The 16,324-nt window shown below is 59.3% G+C and carries 12 protein-coding genes; 8 read left to right on the top strand and 4 right to left on the bottom strand.

The window, feature by feature from the left end; all coding sequences use genetic code 11:
* The first annotated feature begins 108 nt into the window (after nt 1-108).
* The gene (locus tag QM647_RS10665; RefSeq protein ID WP_414995495.1) at nt 109-1,782 is read left to right on the top strand and encodes a methyl-accepting chemotaxis protein; all 1,674 of its coding nucleotides are present in this window, start codon (nt 109-111) and stop codon (nt 1,780-1,782) included.
* 261 nt (nt 1,783-2,043) lie between these two features.
* On the opposite strand, the gene QM647_RS10660 is transcribed toward QM647_RS10665, so the two are convergent.
* Both QM647_RS10660 and QM647_RS10655 read right to left on the bottom strand, forming a co-directional pair.
* Nucleotides 2,044-3,819, bottom strand: a complete 1,776-nt coding sequence (locus tag QM647_RS10660) for a site-specific DNA-methyltransferase (RefSeq protein WP_414995494.1) — start codon at nt 3,817-3,819, stop codon at nt 2,044-2,046.
* A gap of 124 nt (nt 3,820-3,943) precedes the next feature.
* The gene (locus tag QM647_RS10655) at nt 3,944-4,549 is read right to left on the bottom strand and encodes a glycoside hydrolase family 19 protein (RefSeq protein WP_414995493.1); all 606 of its coding nucleotides are present in this window, start codon (nt 4,547-4,549) and stop codon (nt 3,944-3,946) included.
* A gap of 181 nt (nt 4,550-4,730) precedes the next feature.
* Here QM647_RS10655 and QM647_RS10650 point away from each other — a divergent pair, with 181 nt between their 5' ends.
* The 6 genes from QM647_RS10650 (at nt 4,731) to QM647_RS10625 (ending at nt 13,785) form a co-directional block, all read left to right on the top strand.
* Entirely contained in the window at nt 4,731-7,076 is a 2,346-nt protein-coding gene (locus QM647_RS10650) for a TIM-barrel domain-containing protein (protein ID WP_414995492.1), read from the top strand.
* Nucleotides 7,077-7,152: 76 nt separating this feature from the next.
* Complete coding sequence (locus QM647_RS10645) at nt 7,153-8,631, top strand: carboxylesterase/lipase family protein (RefSeq protein WP_414995491.1); 1,479 nt, start codon at nt 7,153-7,155, stop codon at nt 8,629-8,631.
* Nucleotides 8,632-8,650: 19 nt separating this feature from the next.
* Nucleotides 8,651-9,781 carry an acyltransferase family protein gene (locus QM647_RS10640; RefSeq protein WP_414995490.1) on the top strand — a complete coding sequence of 377 codons (1,131 nt, stop codon included), beginning with the start codon at nt 8,651-8,653 and terminating at the stop codon, nt 9,779-9,781.
* Between the two features lie 7 nt (nt 9,782-9,788).
* Complete coding sequence (locus QM647_RS10635; RefSeq protein ID WP_414995489.1) at nt 9,789-10,226, top strand: YdeI/OmpD-associated family protein; 438 nt, start codon at nt 9,789-9,791, stop codon at nt 10,224-10,226.
* A gap of 56 nt (nt 10,227-10,282) precedes the next feature.
* Nucleotides 10,283-12,304, top strand: coding sequence for a phosphocholine-specific phospholipase C (locus QM647_RS10630; RefSeq protein WP_414995488.1), 2,022 nt, complete (start codon nt 10,283-10,285; stop codon nt 12,302-12,304).
* Between the two features lie 41 nt (nt 12,305-12,345).
* Nucleotides 12,346-13,785, top strand: coding sequence for an ArnT family glycosyltransferase (locus tag QM647_RS10625; RefSeq protein ID WP_414995487.1), 1,440 nt, complete (start codon nt 12,346-12,348; stop codon nt 13,783-13,785).
* Here QM647_RS10625 and QM647_RS10620 read toward each other — a convergent pair.
* Nucleotides 13,782-14,216 (bottom strand): OsmC family protein, encoded by a 435-nt coding sequence (locus tag QM647_RS10620; protein WP_414995486.1) that lies wholly within the window; start codon nt 14,214-14,216, stop codon nt 13,782-13,784. The two genes, QM647_RS10625 and QM647_RS10620, sit on opposite strands and share 4 nt — an antisense overlap.
* A 120-nt stretch (nt 14,217-14,336) precedes the next feature.
* Here QM647_RS10620 and QM647_RS10615 point away from each other — a divergent pair, with 120 nt between their 5' ends.
* On the top strand, nt 14,337-15,608 hold the full coding sequence (locus QM647_RS10615) for a spinster family MFS transporter (RefSeq protein ID WP_414995485.1): 1,272 nt from the start codon (nt 14,337-14,339) through the stop codon (nt 15,606-15,608).
* A 68-nt stretch (nt 15,609-15,676) separates the two neighbouring features.
* Here the strand turns inward: QM647_RS10615 and QM647_RS10610 are convergent, their stop codons facing one another.
* Nucleotides 15,677-16,252 (bottom strand): YSC84-related protein, encoded by a 576-nt coding sequence (locus tag QM647_RS10610; protein WP_414995484.1) that lies wholly within the window; start codon nt 16,250-16,252, stop codon nt 15,677-15,679.
* Between the last annotated feature and the right edge of the window lie 72 nt (nt 16,253-16,324).

The following is a 16,324-nucleotide window of genomic DNA, read 5'->3' as shown; positions in this document are numbered from 1 at the left end:
TTTTACGCAATCCCTGGGAGCGTTTTCAAAGAACACGGTTAGAGTCCATTAACCAGAGATAGGCTAAAACCTCTTTATTATTCAGTTGGATAAGTAGCGGAGTACCACATGACCATTAAGGCGCGCATCCTTGCCCTCGTCGCTTGTTTCGCGATCATGGCGGCGGCCGTCACCGGGCTTGGCCTGATGACGATCAATGATTACAACCACATGCTGCAAAGTGCTGATAAGGCTCAGGATAACGCCTATCGCGGGGAACACCTGAACCGCCTGGTCACCGCGGCGGTCATGGAATCGCGCGGCGTCTACATGTCCAAGGATACCAAGGAAGCCACCAAGTACGCGGATGGCGTCGATAAGCAACTGAACGAAATCGGCAGCATGATGACCGAGTGGAAGGCCGGGCTGAAGCCGGGCGAACTGCCGGAATTTGCCGATGTCGAAGCCAAGGCCAACGAATTCATCACCCTGCGCCGCGAACTGGCCCGCCTGGGCCGCGAGGCCACGCCGGCCGAGGCCAGCACGCTGGGCAACAACGACACCAACCGCGAGAACCGCAAGGCCTTCCAGGCCTCGATCGACGCCATGGTCAAGCACATCAAGGGCAATCTGGAAGCCTCCAAGGCCGACATGACCAAGTATCAGCACACCCGCGTCTGGCAGTTCCTGCTGATCGCCGGCACCGGCATCCTGGCCCTGATCGCCGCCTCGCTGTGGGTGGCCATCAAGTCGATCTCGCGCCCGCTGCACCATGTCACCGAAAGCGTCATGCGCATTTCCGAAGGCGCCTACGATACCGCCGTGCCGGAAACCCACGCGAAGGACGAAATCTCATCGCTGTGGCGCTCGATCCGCACCCTGCGTGACCGCGCCGCCGAAGGTGAAACCCTGAAAGCGCACCAGCAGGAAGAGGAAATGCGCATCGCCGAGAACATGCGCGACGAACGCAACCGCATCGCCTCGGAGTTCGAGCAGAGCATGGGTGAACTGGCCCGCCGCTTCGCCACCTCGTCACGCACCGTCGCCGACTCAGCCAAGAGCCTGACCCATGCCGCCGACGATGCCGCCGTGCGTGTCCAGTCGGTCAACAATGCCGCCGTCGAAGCCGCCAACAATGTCCAGAGCGTCGCCGCCGCCACCGAGGAGCTTTCGGCTAGCGTCGGCGAGATCAACGAGCAGGTCACCCGCACCTCGCAGGTGACGCGCCTGGCGGTCGAGGAAGCCGCCAAGACCGAGGCCGCCATCCAGACCCTGAGCACCGCCGCCCAGCAGATCGGCGAGGTCATCAACCTGATCCAGGCCATCGCCGCCCAGACCAACCTGCTGGCGCTCAACGCCACCATCGAATCGGCCCGCGCCGGTGAGGCCGGCAAGGGCTTCGCGGTCGTCGCCTCCGAGGTCAAGCAACTGGCCCAGCAGACCGCCAAAGCCACGGACGACATCCGTAGCAAGATCGGCGAGATCCAGTCGGCGACCAGCGAGACCGTCTCCAGCATCGACACCATCGTGCGCACCATCGAGCAGATCGGCGGCCTGACCACGGCCATCGCCGCCTCGGTCGAGCAACAGGGCTACGCCACCCAGGAAATCGCCGGCAATACCAACCGCGCCGCCGACGGCACCCGCGAAGTCACCGGCCATATGGCGGGCGTAGGCGATGCGGCCTCGCAGACGGGTGAAGCGGCCAAGACCCTGCTCAGCCTCTCCTCTGATCTCGAAACGCGTTCGGAAGACCTGCAACACGAGGTCATGGCCTTCGTCGGCCGCCTGCGCGCGGCATAAAAAAAGCTTCAGCATTAAGTAAAAAAGCCCGGTCAGTTCGCTGACCGGGCTTTTTTACTTTATCTTCCCATGAAAATAGAGAAAATTATGAGGCTGACGACAAGCAAGGCGAAGCCGCCGGTCATGCGGATATGACAGATGTAGGCAAAGCGACTTGCAGACTAGCGCTGACGTCAAGTTCCTTCTAGGCCTGCCATCCAGCATTCAGAAGACTTGCAGGATGAGGTCACGCCCCTCGTCAGTCGCCGAACGCAGATTAAGTTATTTATTAATTGCTCGGCTCAACTTTTCTGCGTGTTGGTCAAATGGCAATTCCACTTGCCCTTTATGGCCTTTTGCATTGCCCCCGATAATCGGAAGGAGTAAATTACGTTGGCGTAACAATTCTCTCGATGGAATAGCTAGTTTTTGCTGAGAAGCCCTTACTGATTTTCTGTTGCTCTCAGCCATAGATACGGTTGTGTATAAAAGGGGACTATCAATTCCGTTGCCTTGTAATAAATCACGAATTGTCTTTATCTGTAACCGGGGATGCCTTCCTTGAGAACTAGTGAAAAAACCTGCACTCGCGGCCTCCGTAACCATTTGCGCACTAGGTTCACCTATACAGACAAATACCGCCATTTCAGCTCCCTCTCTTTCCATGGTGCCGCGTAAATCGCGCACCATGGACGGATTGAGATTTTTACCGCCTTTGACTGATATCAGTCCGACACCATCAGCTTTCGCATCTAATTTGAAAAAGAATTGACCATCAATACCATGGTCTGCTCCTCTTCCACTTTTAGAGTGCCCGCCAATAAGCGCGACTGCCCAAAATTGAAATTGGAACTTATCCAAAGTAGCCAAAGCTTCTGCATCTTCTAAAGTTTTTGGAATACCACCAATTTCATATTGCGCTGCAGGCGCATAATGCCTCAACCTATCATTGATTACTTGAATGGCAGGGAAAGTAACATCTATGCCGATCCAATTACGTTCATTCCTTTCCGCGGCATGAACTGCAGTACCACAGCCACAAAAGGGATCGAGAATAATGTCGCCCTTATTACTCGACGCCGCAATTATACGTTCGAGAAGGGCAAACGGTTTTTGAGTCGGATAGCCGATGCGATCTTTTGATTGCGAAGAGACAGGACCAATATCGTCAATAATATCCTGAATTTGCACGCCATTCATATCTTCTAAATAGCGTTTAAAACCAGGCACGCCATTAATTTTGGGGGGCCAATATATTCTACCTACAGAATCCAAATAATCTAATGCAGCTAAAGCATTTTTTGGGACTAAGCTTCCTCCTGGAAATGTACGTGGTGGAGCCCAGTGCCGACCTTTAGAGGTGGGATTTATTTCTCGCCAAATTGCCCCAGATTCCCCTTGCCGCTGCCCTGCACCAGTTAAATCCCCTATACGATATCTTCTTCCATCGGAGTCAACATATCGGTAGAACGCTTCAACATAAGCTGAGTTGTAATCTTGATACACTTTATTCCAAGTGTATTTTTCAGAAGCAGTATAGAATAAAATGACGTCATGAACTGGTCCCCAACGTTTAGCTGAATTATGAGCACTCGTCCGCTTCCAAATTATTTCACTCCTAAAATTACATCCTCCAAAAATGGAATCGAGAACTAATTTAAGATAGTGACTAGCAGTAGGATCACAATGAAGATACAAACTCCCTGTTGATTTAAGAACTCTATGAAGCTCTACTAAACGTATACTCATCATAGCCAAATAAGCCATCATGTCACTATCACCAAGCGAAGAACGCAAAGCTTTTAAGAGCGGGGCGGCATTTGTTCCAGAACGCAAAACGTCTTCATAGGCCTCCGCCGCAGCAAACCCCCAATGCCAGGTATCGTCAAAGGCCTCGATTTGTGCTTCCGCTTGCCTGCCCGCAGGTCCTTTAAACAGAAGGTTATAGCTAGCATTTGAATTGAAGGGAGGATCAAGGTAAATTAAATCTATACTATCAGATCGAACATATTCCTTGAGAATATGTAGGTTATCTCCGAAGAAAAGTTGCCCGCTCATCAAGCGCTCCGTTCTAGATTTGCAACTTTAAATATAACAAATCAACGTAAACGTGTTATTAATGATGAAATTTCACGTAATTATTGCATTAATAATTAAAGACGATCAAATTTGCCGTAGTTTTTTAGGCCAATGCAATGTTGAAAGCCTTGGCATAACCAGCGATTTGATCGGTGCAATCGAGGCCATTGATGATGCGGCGGGCGTTTTTCCAGTCGGTGGATCGGGTGTTGAGGTAGCGTCCGAGGCCGACGCCGCTGAACCAGCCGCCAATCATGCCTTCAAACAGGATACGCGCGGCGATCTCCGGTTCCAGGGCCTTTTCGGGATGCGACAGCAGGTCAAGGCCGATCAGGTCGCCGATGCGCCGGTAATTGTTGGCCCAGGTCAGTTGCACATAGCCGCGGCCGCAGTATTTCACGCCGTCGCCAGGATGGGTATTGCCGTTCGCCAACGCCTGCGCCGCGCGTTTCGGATTGGGGCTTTGCGGATCGTACATATAGGTCAGGTAGCGCACCCCGCCCTGCTCGGTCACCGGCTGCATGGTGAAGGCGGTTTCGTGATAGACGGTCGCGAGGGCATAGGCCAGCCAGCGCAAGTCCTGACCTGCATGGCGGGCGTCCCAGCCATCGAGTAGGAGACTCATCCCTTCCACGCGACTGGACAGCAGCTTCCCGGCAAAAAGCGAGCCGCGAACGCGGTCGAAAAAGGCTTTGCGGTCTATGATCATGGCCCCTCCGGCAAAGCCATGAGTCTACGGGGCGCCGGTTTGGCCGGTGAAAACTTCCTTGCCAGATTTTCACGGAAGCGCGATTTGTACGATGATTGGACTTGACGAGTCCGCGATCAAAGCTTAGCCGTGGCTTTAATGATAGCGCTATCAATGGCGCACTGACCTGTGGGAGAAGATCATGCGTCACCTTTTAAAAACCACCCTTTTGGGCGTTGTGTCGGCCCTCGCGATTGCGTCCGCCGTACAGGCTGCGCCGATTTCCACGCTGGATCGCAACGGCGCCTGGGTCTCGGTCGAGGCCTATGGCCCGAACATCGTCCATGTCACCATTGCCGTGGATAAGGCCGAGGTCCTGAAGGGGCCGGGCTACGGCATTCTGGCCGATCATGCCGATAATGGCGCCTTCAAACAGACCAGCGACAGCAATGGCGATACCTTCACGTCGAATGGCCTGACCCTGCACGTCAATGCCGCCCCGGCACCGCATGTGCCGAGCCAGGGCGAGAAGTACTTCGCCCCCGCCCTCGCCCCGGTCGGCCTGCAAGTCCAGAACGCCAAGGGCGAGACCGTCCTGACGCTCAATGGCTGGGAAATGTCGCCGCACGAAGTGGCCGGTGAGCAGACCTACCAGGTTGGTGCCGCCTTCGCCGCCCCCGCCGGCGAGCACTATTACGGCATGGGCCAGAACCAGGAATCGCTGAGCGATCTTGACCTGCGCGGCCGCACCATCGATTGCCAGCACTGGTATGACGCCCCGGCCGGCGAAACCGTCTGCGTGCCCTTCATGGTCTCCTCGAAAGGCTACGGCATTGTCTGGGACAATGCCTCGGCCACCCGCTTTGTCGGCGGCGTCAATGGCCGCCTCGGCTTCCAGTCGAAGGTCGGCGAGCGCGTGTCGTTCTTCGTCATCACCGGTTCGACGCCGGAAGAGATCTATTCCGGCTATGCCCGCCTGACCGGCAAGACGCCGATACCCCCTAAGTCCGCCTTCGGCCTGATCCAGTCCAAAGCGCGTTATGACAGCCAGCAGGAAGTGCTGCGCGTCGCCAATACCTATCGTGAAAAGAAATACCCACTCGATGTCATGGTGGTGGACTGGTTCTACTGGACCCGCATGGGCCAGATGGACATCAATCCGGCCGAATATCCCGATCCCGACGCCATGAACAAGCAGTTGCACGACATGGGCATGCAGTCGATCATCTCGATCTGGCCGCGCTACGAGACTTCGGGCCGCTACTTCAACGAACTGGACCGCAAGGGCTTCCTGCTGAAGGACAAGGACGGCAAGTCGGTCGATGGCCTGCCCTTCCGTTCCGACCGCACCGGCGGCCTGATCGACTCCACCAACCCGGAAGCGCGCAAGTGGTTCTGGGAGCACGCCCGCGACAATATCCTGTCGCACGGCTTCGATTATCCGTGGCTGGACGAGACTGAGCCGGACCTGGTGCCAGATGGCTTCTACTATTCCATCGGCTCCGGCGACCGCTATCACAACGTCTTCCCGCTGCTGCACGTCGAGGGCGTGGCGCAAGGGATGCGTGAATGGAAGCCGAACAAGCGCGTGCTGATCCTGTCGCGCGCCGCCTATCTCGGTTCGCAGCGCACCGGCGCCCTGTTCTGGTCGTCGGACATCAACCCGACCTGGGAAGCCCTGGCCCGCCAGATCCCGACCGGCCTGAACATGACCGCATCGGGGATTGCGTATTGGGGCAATGATATCGGCGGCTGGCAATGGCTGCCGCAGACCACCAGTTTCACCGGCACGCCCCTGCTCGATCCGTCGGACGCGCGCGAAACGGTCGGCCAGAACAATGACTATCCGGAGCTGTTCACGCGCTGGTTCCAGTACGGCACCTTCCTGCCGACACTGCGCCTGCACGGTGATCGCAAACACACGGAAATCTGGGCCTTCGGCAAGCAAGCCGAAGCGATCCTGGCCGATTATGACCGCCTGCGTTACCAGTTGATCCCGTATCTCTATTCCTCGGCCAAGACGACCTACGACACCGGCGCCCCGTTCATGCGCGCCCTGTGGATGGACTTCCCCAACGATCCGAACGTCGCCGATATCGGCACGCAGTATATGTTCGGCCCAGCCTTCCTCGTCGCCCCAGTCACCAAACAGGGCCAGACGGAAAAGGACGTTTACCTGCCGGCCGGCGCCGACTGGTACAATTACTGGACCAACGAGAAGCTGACCGGTGGCCAGTGGGTCAAGGTGGCCGCGCCGATCAACCAGATTCCGGTGTTCGTGAAGGCCGGCTCGATCGTGCCGGTGGGGTCGGACATCCAGTCGACCGCCACCAGGCAGACCATCGCCGCGCTCAAGGTCTATCCCGGCAAGGACGGCGACTTTACGCTTTATGACGACGACGGCGTGAGCTACGACTATGAAAAGGGCAAGGGGGCAACGACCACCACCCTGCACTGGAACGATGCCAGCCAGACCCTGACCGCCTCCGGTTCCGACAAGGCCTTCGCCAAGTCGGCCCCGTCACTGGTTCAGGTGATCGGCAAATAAGCTTTCCAAGTTTTTGGGCGGGGGGAGAAACGCCATGCGAGTACTGAGTAGCTTAATCGTTCTTGGTGCCGCGCTGATGACACTCCCTGCCCTTGCCCAGACGACCCCGCCAGTATCCGTGACCGGCGGGATGATAACGGGTGCCGACACCGGTGAGGTGCGGAGTTGGCTAGGCGTTCCCTTCGCCGCGCCGCCGGTCGGCGATCTGCGCTGGCGTCCGCCGCAACCGGTCGTGCCGTGGGATGGCGCAAAGGCGGCGACAGCCTTCTCGCCGGCCTGCGCCCCCAATGCCGACTGGCTGCCCAACGCCAAAAGCGAGGACTGCCTGTACCTCAATGTCTGGGCGCCTGAAAACGCCAAAGACCTGCCGGTCATCATGTGGATTCACGGCGGCGGCTATTATGGCGGCACAGCCGGGCAGCCGGTGTTCGACGGCGGCAATCTGGCGAAACACGGCGCCATCGTAGTCACGATCAATTACAGGCTTGGCATCTTCGGCTTCTTTGCGCATCCGGAACTGACGGCGGAATCCCCTGATCATGCATCCGGCAACCAGGGTATCGAAGACCAGATCGCGGCGCTGCACTGGGTGCAGGCCAATATAGCGGCCTTTGGCGGTGATCCGCATCGCGTCACCCTCATGGGCGAATCCGCCGGCGGCGAATCCGTCGCGATCCTGGTCGCCTCACCGCTGGCCAAAGGGCTGTTCCAGCGCGCCATCGCCGAAAGCGGCAATGATGCCCTGCCGATCGATGCCAGCGAGAACGCGCATTTCGACCGCGCCACGGCGGAAGCCAAGGGTGTGGCCTTTACCCGGTCCGCAGGTGCGGCCCATCTGGCTGACCTGCGTGCCCTGAGCGTCGATCAACTGCGCGGACAGCCATGGTCGCCAGTGCCTATCGTCGACGGCCACGTTCTGGTCGAAGATCTGACCACCACCTACCGTAACCACCGCCAGAACGACGTCCCCCTGCTGGTCGGTTGGAACGCTGAAGAAGGCAAGGACCTGGCGCCGGAAATCCTCGGCACCGGCGATTTCACCGCCGCCAACCACCTGGCCCTGGTGACGAAGCTGCTCGGACATGCACCCTCTCCGGCCCTCCTGGCCGCCTATCCCAACGCAACCGATGCCGAAGCCAGGCAGTCGATCAACCAACTCACCAACGACTGGTGGGGCTGGCGGATGCAGTACTGGGCCAGTTTGCAAGTCAGGAACGGCCGCTCAAAGCCATACGTTTATTATTTTGCCCATCGCCCGGCGGAACTGCCGAACTGCGGCTATGGCTGCGGCATCGGCCATGGCGCCGAAATCCAGTACGTCTTCGATCACCTGGATTGGGAACAGCGCCCGTGGACAGCCGAGGACCGGCAACTGGCGGCGCAACTGGCCGACACTTGGGTGGCCTTCGCCGCTACCGGCGATCCGAACGGCGCGAGTCTGCCCATCTGGAAGGCCTTCGATGGTTCGGACGGCTCAGTCTTCCGCATCGGTACGGACGATGAAGTGAAACGGCGCGGCAAGCTGCCGGATTTTAAACTGTTCGGGACACCATAACAAACATAAGGGAAAAACCATGGAAGCCACGACCACGAAACGCTGGGAGGCGCTCGATATACTGCGGGGACTGAGCATCATCTTTATGCTGCTCAGTCTCAATCCCGGCGCCTGGGGGCAATCCTATAGCTGGCTGGTTCATGCGGTCTGGCAGGGCGGCGAGTTTATCGACATGGTGGCGCCGGTCTTTCTGTTCTGCATCGGCGTGGTTATTCCGCTGTCCTTGCGCCGCCGGACTGAAAAAGGCGCCGGCAAGGCCGAGCTGGTGAGGCATATCCTCATCCGCGCGGCGCTGCTGGTAGTGATCGGCCTGTTCCTAAATGGCTATCCAGGTTTCGACTTCGCCCATCTGCGTTTGCCGGGCGTGTTGCAGCGGATCGGCATGGCCTATGCTCTGGTCTCGTTGTTTGTATTGTTTGCCGGCGGCCGTAATCCGGTGAAAGCCACGGCCATTGCCTTTGCCGCCGTCACCATCGGCTGGTTTCTGTGGCTCTATCTTGTGCCGGTGCCGGGATTTGGGGCGCCACGTTTCGATCCCGTCGGTAGCTGGCCCGCCTATATCGATCGCGCCGTCTTCACCACCGATCACATGTTCCCCTACTGGCCGGTCGACGGCAAGGTGGTCTTCGATCCCGATGGCCTGCTGAGCACGATCCCCGTCTGCGCCAATGTCCTTTTCGGCGCGCTGACCGGTGCCCTCTATCCCTCGCTGAAACGCCCCCTCGTCACTCTGTTTACCGTGGGCACGCTGCTGATGGCCCTGGCCGTTCTGCTGAATGGCCTCTGCCCGATCATCAAGAACATCTGGACCTCGACCTTTATCCTCTTCACCTGCGGATTCAGTTGGGCGTCCCTGGCCCTGATCACCGTGCTGATCGAACGCCTGAAGGCCGCGCCCGTGCTTTTCCCGGCAAAGGTTTATGGCGCCAATCCCCTGCTGGCCTATGTGTTGAGCTTCCTGCTCGGACCGGTAATTGATTTTGTCTGGCTGAAGCCGCCCGCCTATTCCCTACGCGGCCTGGGCCAAGTGACGTTCAGCACCTTTGCAGACTCGCACCTGGCCTCGTTTCTGTTCGGCATGGTCATGCTGACGGTGATCTTTCTGCCGCTTCTGTTATGCTGGCAAAAGCGCTGGTTCCTGAAACTGTGAGAGGCTCATGAAATTCCGCACGATCATCGATCAGCCCGAAGCCCGCAATGTTACGGGCATTATCGTGCCCCCGGAAATCGTCGAGGCGCTCGGCAAGGGCAAGCGTCCGCCGGTTCGGGTGACGATCAATGGCTATACCTATCGCTCCACAATCTCGGTCATGGGCGGCCGTTTCATGCTGCCGCTCAGCCTCGAAAATCGCGCTCCGGCCGGTGTAGCGGCAGGCGATGAAGTTGAGATCGAGCTGGCCCTGGATACCGAAGTGCGCACGGTAGAGGTGCCGGACGACCTGGCCAGCGCTCTTGAAGACGCCGGCAAGCGCGACGCTTTCGACACGCTGGCCTTCACCTATCGCAAGGAACATGTCCGCTCGGTGACAGATGCCAAAACGGCTGAGACCCGCACGCGCCGCATAATCAAGGTGTTGACCAGTCTTCAGCCTTGATAAAACCGTCATAACCGGCTGATATGCCCCTAAGGCACCTGCCTTGAGGGGACATCATGACCATAGATCGCCGCCGTTTCCTGCTGTCCAGCCTGCTGACGGCCTCGCTGGGCACCCTGCCCGCCTCAATCGCCCGCGCGCTCGATATCCCGGCAGACAATCGCACCGGCACGATCAGGGATGTGCAGCATGTCGTCATCCTCACCCAGGAAAACCGCGCTTTCGACCATTATTTCGGCACGCTCTCAGGCGTGCGGGGCTTTTCCGACCGCTTCCCGATCCCGACCGTCAACGGCACAGTATGGTCCCAGCCCGACGAACATGACGCCAAGCACCTGATCGCGCCCTACCGTTTCAATACGGTTCAGGATTTTACCTATATGCGCGCCGAAGGCACGCCGCACAATTTCGTCAACGCGCAGGACGCCTGGGATCTGGGCCGGCTGGATAACTGGCCTGGAGCCAAGCACAATCACAGCCTGGGCTATTTCACGCGTGAGGATATCCCGTTCCAGTTCGCCCTGGCCGAGGCCTTCACGATCTGCGACGCCTATCACTGCGCCATCCATGCGGGCACCAATCCGAACCGCCTGTTCATCTGGACCGGCACCAATGATCCTTCCGGCACGCATCACGGCCCGGCCATCGATAACGGCTACGACAATCTGAAATCCGATCCGCAGGGCCATGGCGGCTATGAGTGGGTCACCTATCCCGAACGCCTGACCGCTTCCGGCATCAGCTGGCAGATCTATCAGGATATGGACGACAATTTCACCGACAATCCCCTGGCCGGCTTCAAGCTCTACCGTATGGCCGACAAGTCGAAGTCCGCGCCTCTGGTAGACCTGGCGGCGCGTTCACTGCGTACCCGCGCCCTCGACAAGCTGAAGGAAGACGTGCTGGCCGACAAGCTGCCGCAGGTCTCGTGGATTGTCGCCACCGAGGCGGGGTCCGAGCACCCGAGCCCGTCTTCCCCGGCGCAGGGCGCGGACTATACCGCCCAGGTGCTCGACGCCCTGACCGCCAATCCGGCGGTCTGGGCCAGGACGGTCTTCCTGATCAATTTCGATGAGAATGACGGCTATTTCGACCATGTGCCGCCCCCCTCGGTGCCCGCCAAGCTCGACGGCGTGACCTACGGCGAGAGCCAGGTCGACACCACCGGCGAATATCATAACGACAAGGACTGGAAAGACCGCCCCTACGGCCTCGGCCCGCGCGTGCCGCTCTATATCATTTCGCCATGGAGCAAGGGCGGTTTCGTCAATTCGCAGGTGTTTGACCACACCTCGGTCATCCGTTTCCTGGAGACGCGGTTCGGCGTGCATGAGCCCAATATCAGCCCGTGGCGCCGTGCCGTCTGCGGTGACCTGACCAGCTGTTTCGATTTCGCCAGCCCGAACAGCGAAGCCTTCTTCCAGGGTCTGCCGAAAACGACTGAACTCGCTGAGCGTGCCCGCAAGCTGGACGGCCAGCCCACGCCGAAGCCGCCGGCGCAGATCACCCCGCCGGTTCAGGAAAAGGGCCAGCGGCCGCGGCGCCCCCTGCCCTACGCTTTCGAAGCCAATGCCGCGACCAAACCTGGATTTGTGGTGCTCGATCTCAGCAATTCGGGCACCGCGACCGCCGTGGTTTTCCATATCTATGACCAGTTGGCGCCGGCCGCGCCACCGCGCCGCTATACGGTGAAGGCCGGCGGGCAACTGACCGCCCTGATCCCGGCGGGTGAAGACTATGACCTGTGGCTCTATGCGCCGAATGGTTTCCATCGCCGTTTTGCCGGCAAGACCGCGCAGGCCATACCGGCGCAATGGCACGATAACCGCCTGACGCTGAGGGGCGAAGGCCAGGTGATCCTGCGTGACGAGGCCTATGGCCAGCCAGAACGGACGGTCACGCTCACCGCCGGGCAATCGCAAGACCTGCCCTTCGATCTGGCGGCCAGCGGACAGTGGTACGATATCAGCGTCAGCGGCAACGGCTTCAGCCATCGCTTTGCCGGTCATATCGAAACCGGACAGCCATCCGTGACCGATCCAGCCCTGGGCGGTCCGGCCGTCATGAAGCTTGTCTGACCAGACTTGTTTATAGGGGCGAAACCGGCCAATAAGAGCGTATGAGCCTGATTGACCGCCTGCGCCGTATCCCCTACCTGCCCCTGCTCGCCGGACTGATGGTCCTGCGGCTGCTGGCGGCAGGGCTTGCCGGATTGGTGCCGGATGAAAGCTATTACTGGCTGTGGGCGCAGCATCCGGCCTTTGGCTATTACGATCATCCGCCGATGGTGGCATGGTGGATCGCGGCCTTTACCTGGCTCTACGATACAGCCCTGCTGGTTCGGCTGCCGTTTGTCCTGAGTTTCGCGATTCTGAGCTGGCTGATCCATGATACCGGCAAGACTCTTTTCAGCGACGCCGTCGCCCGCCGCGCCCTCTTGTGGCTCAATGCCTGCCTGCTTTTGAGCATCGGTTCGGTGGTCGCCACGCCCGATCCGCCGTCGGTGCTGATGTGGGCCTTTGGACTGTGGGCGCTGGCGAAGCTGCAGGCGACTGGCAAGGGCTATTGGTGGCTGTTGTTCGGCCTGTTCGCCGGGCTGGGCATAGAGGCCAAATATACCAACTTCTTCTTAGGCTTAGGTGTTCTGGCGTGGTTTGTGCTCGATAAGCCGGCGCGCAAGTGGCTTCTGACGCCCTGGCCATGGCTCGGCGGCGTGATCGCTCTGGCAGCCATGGCGCCCAACCTGATGTGGAACGCACAACACCAGTGGATCACCTTCGCCAAACAGTTCGGCCGTATCGAAGGTGCGCACCTGACAGCGCAATATCTGCTGGAATTTCTGATTTCACAGCCCCTGCTGCTCAATCCGCTAATCTTTGTCTTTGTGGTTCTGGGCGTGAAGGCGTGGTGGAAACAGCGCGACAACTCCGCCCTGACCCTGCTGGTCGCCCTGCCCCTGCCCCTGCTGGCCTATATGCTGGTCCATGTCTTTCACGACCGCATCCAGGGTAACTGGCCGGCGCCGGTCTTTCCCGGACTGGTGTTGCTGGCGGCAGTGGCGGCGGAAGGCGGCCGGTTCGGCTGGGCGCGCAAATGGGCGCCGCCGATGGGCATCGGGCTAAGCGCGCTTGCGCTCGCCTATCTCGCCCTTGGCGCCGTTCTGCCGCAGATGACCGGTGCCGCCGGACTGAGCCAGGGCTGGAAGGGACTGATGTACCAGGTCGATAATGCCGCTCACAAGGCGGATGCCAATTGGATCGCCACCACTGATTACAACAGTCAGGGCGAGATCAGTTATCATCATCTCTGGATGTCAGACCACGCCATAGTGCCTATGGCTGAACAGGATCGCTACAACTGGCCGGATTATCGTCCTGAGCCCGGCAGTCGCGCCCTGATCGTGGTTTCAGCGGGTCATACGCCGGACCTGGCCCGGTGCTTTGCCAACCTGCAAGACGCCGGTACGGTTTCCCGCCTGAAAAAACCCGGCAAGAAGTCGGATTTCCGACTCTATACCGGGTTCTTGAAATCGAACGACTGTGACGTCGATCAGCCTTAAACCAGTGTCGCCTCAAGCGTGATCGGCACCGATGACAGCGCCTTGGAGACCGGGCAATTGGCCTTGGCGCCAGCGGCGATGGCGTCGAACTGCTCTTTGGTAATACCGGGAATCTTGGCCGTCAGCTTCAGCGTGATGCCAGTAATGGCGAAACCGCCCTCGGCCGGATCGAGCTTGACCGAAGCCTCGGTATCGATGCTGTCGGCTGTAAAACCGCCCGCCGCCAGGGCAAAGGCCAGGGCCATGGAGAAGCAGCCGGAATGGGCCGCGGCGATCAGTTCTTCCGGATTGGTGCCGGCCTGGCCATCGGCGTTTTCAAAACGGAGCTTGAAGCTGTAGGGCTGGCTGTTCAGCACCTTGCTCTGCGTCGTCAGCGTGCCTTCGCCCTGCTGGCCATTGCCGGCCCAGTGGGCCTGTGCGGTACGGATCATGCGCTACTCTCCTGATGTGTGATGGGAAGCTCCGGTTTAGTCCTCTTTTCATGACAACTCAATGAAACCACCGCTTTTCCTTTGTCGGATGTCCCGGATACGCCTATGAAGGCGGCGAAGATGGGGAGACGGACCATGTCATCGGAAACCACGCCTGTGAAAGGCCGATCGTTTACGCTGTGCCTGCTGATCGCGGTCTATGCGCTGAACTTTCTCGACCGCCAGATCCTGAGCATTCTCAAGGAGCCGATCGCCGCCGAGCTGCACCTCAATGATGCCCAGTTGGGCTGGATGGGCGGGCTGGCATTCGGCCTGCTTTACAGCGTGCTGGCCATTCCCGTGGCCTGGCTGGCGGATCGCTATTCCCGCGTCTGGATCATGACTACTGCGCTGGCGATCTGGTCGGGCTTCACCGCCGTATGCGGACTGGCCGGCTCGTTTCCGCAACTGTTCCTGGCGCGCATGGGCGTCGGAATCGGTGAAGCTGGAGGGACGCCACCAGCCTACAGCCTGATTTCCGACCTCTATCCGCCGAAGCAGCGCGCCCGCGCCCTGTCGCTCTATTCCCTGGCCATTCCGCTCGGCAGCGCCGCCGGTATCCTGTTTGGCGGGCTGATGGCGGCGACGGTAAACTGGCGCTGGGCCTTTCTGGTGATTGGCGGCCTTGGCGTCCTGCTGGCGCCGGTCTTACGTCTGCTAGTGAAAGACCCGGTACGCGGTCGCTTCGACAAACCGCAGACCGGTCAGCTTAATCTGATGGGCGTGGTCCGGCTCGCGGCCGGCAAGCCGACCTTCTGGCTGATTTCCTTCGGCACGGCCTGCGCTTCACTGGTCGGCTATGGCTTCCTGTACTGGTTCCCGACCTTCCTGGCGCGCTCGCTGCATATGGATATCGTCAGCCGATCGGAACTGTTCGCCGGGGCCTTTCTGATCAGCGGTATTGCCGGCATTTTCGGAGGCGGCTGGCTGGGTGATCGTCTGGGGCCGGGGCATAAATTCGCTTACCCACTGATACCCGCCATCGCCTTTATCATCTCGGCGCCGCTCTATGCCCTGTGTGTCATGGCCAAGACGCCACAGATGGCGTTTCTGTTCGTGCTGATCCCCCAGGCGCTCGGCCTGACCTGGATCGGGCCGTTGCTGGCGGCAACCCAGCATCTGGCCCCGGCCAATTCACGGTCTCAGATGTCGGCCCTGTTCCTGCTGATCACCAACCTGATCGGGTTGTGCGTCGGTCCCTACTTTTTCGGCAAACTGTCGGATCTGCTGAAACCCCACTACGGCGCCGATTCGATGAAATGGGCCTTCGTCATCGGGCTCGGCTTTTACATCGTGGCAGCGGTCCTGATGGCCCTGGCCTCACGCACGATCAAAAAGGACTGGGTGGACTGACCCTGGAATAAAAAGAGCCCTCCGGCAGGGGTAACCGGAGGGCCCATGGCAAGATCAAACCTGGGGGACTACTGTTTGATCTTGGATATCTTGGTGCCTTCGATGGAGACGCCGGCCATCAGGCCCTTTTGATCGAAAATGAAGGCATAGGCGTCGTCCTTCAGGGTAGAGGTCGAGAGGTTGCGTGCCACGCCCTCATCGACCACCACCACGGTTGGGCCCACACCGATTTCCAGACCCGAACTGTCATGCAGGTACTTCACGGCGCTGTCGGTCATCAGGAAGACCGCATAGCCGTAGGATTGGGCACCGGCCTGCAGCCCCCAGGAACCGGAGAAGGAGTTGTAGTAGTTCTCCACCCCGCCATTGGCGAGCAATTCGCCTTCGCCATAGGCGCCGCCAAAGACAAGCCCTGCCTTGACGATGCTGGGGAAGATCAGGATGGCCTTGGCACGCGAGCCAATCAGCTTGGCCGTGGCATTGCCGGCATAGAGCGAATTCAGCGCCGACTGGGAATCGTTGTTGATATCGGCCTTGGTGGCGGCCTCGGCCGCCTGCGGCATAACGGCCGGTACCAGGGCGGTGGTGGTCAGGGCGAGGGCCAGGGCAAAACCGCCGGCTTTGAATTTGGGAAAGTTGAGCATTTGAATACCTCAGATAAAGGGTCCGAGCGGAGCGATATTGCTCGATGTCTTGCTTTAGCCTTCATGGCCATA

It is taken from the genome of Asticcacaulis sp., assembly GCF_047605585.1.
In the GTDB taxonomy this organism is placed as follows: Bacteria; Pseudomonadota; Alphaproteobacteria; order Caulobacterales; family Caulobacteraceae; genus Asticcacaulis.
The sequence above is the reverse complement of the archived record's forward strand: the minus strand, read 5'-3'. Positions and strand labels throughout refer to the sequence as shown.

Excerpts from the sequence above, each read along its gene's own strand:
- QM647_RS10645 (WP_414995491.1), top strand. The coding sequence starts at position 7,153 with ATGACACTCCCTGCCCTTGCCCAGACGACCCCGCCAGTATCCGTGACC.
- QM647_RS10640 (WP_414995490.1), top strand. The coding sequence starts at position 8,651 with ATGGAAGCCACGACCACGAAACGCTGGGAGGCGCTCGATATACTGCGG.
- QM647_RS10630 (WP_414995488.1), top strand. The coding sequence starts at position 10,283 with ATGACCATAGATCGCCGCCGTTTCCTGCTGTCCAGCCTGCTGACGGCC.
- QM647_RS10660 (WP_414995494.1), bottom strand. The coding sequence starts at position 3,819 with ATGAGCGGGCAACTTTTCTTCGGAGATAACCTACATATTCTCAAGGAA.
- QM647_RS10610 (WP_414995484.1), bottom strand. The coding sequence starts at position 16,252 with ATGCTCAACTTTCCCAAATTCAAAGCCGGCGGTTTTGCCCTGGCCCTC.
- QM647_RS10635 (WP_414995489.1), top strand. The coding sequence starts at position 9,789 with ATGAAATTCCGCACGATCATCGATCAGCCCGAAGCCCGCAATGTTACG.
- QM647_RS10655 (WP_414995493.1), bottom strand. The coding sequence starts at position 4,549 with ATGATCATAGACCGCAAAGCCTTTTTCGACCGCGTTCGCGGCTCGCTT.
- QM647_RS10625 (WP_414995487.1), top strand. The coding sequence starts at position 12,346 with ATGAGCCTGATTGACCGCCTGCGCCGTATCCCCTACCTGCCCCTGCTC.
- QM647_RS10615 (WP_414995485.1), top strand. The coding sequence starts at position 14,337 with ATGGGGAGACGGACCATGTCATCGGAAACCACGCCTGTGAAAGGCCGA.
- QM647_RS10620 (WP_414995486.1), bottom strand. The coding sequence starts at position 14,216 with ATGATCCGTACCGCACAGGCCCACTGGGCCGGCAATGGCCAGCAGGGC.
- QM647_RS10650 (WP_414995492.1), top strand. The coding sequence starts at position 4,731 with ATGCGTCACCTTTTAAAAACCACCCTTTTGGGCGTTGTGTCGGCCCTC.
- QM647_RS10665 (WP_414995495.1), top strand. The coding sequence starts at position 109 with ATGACCATTAAGGCGCGCATCCTTGCCCTCGTCGCTTGTTTCGCGATC.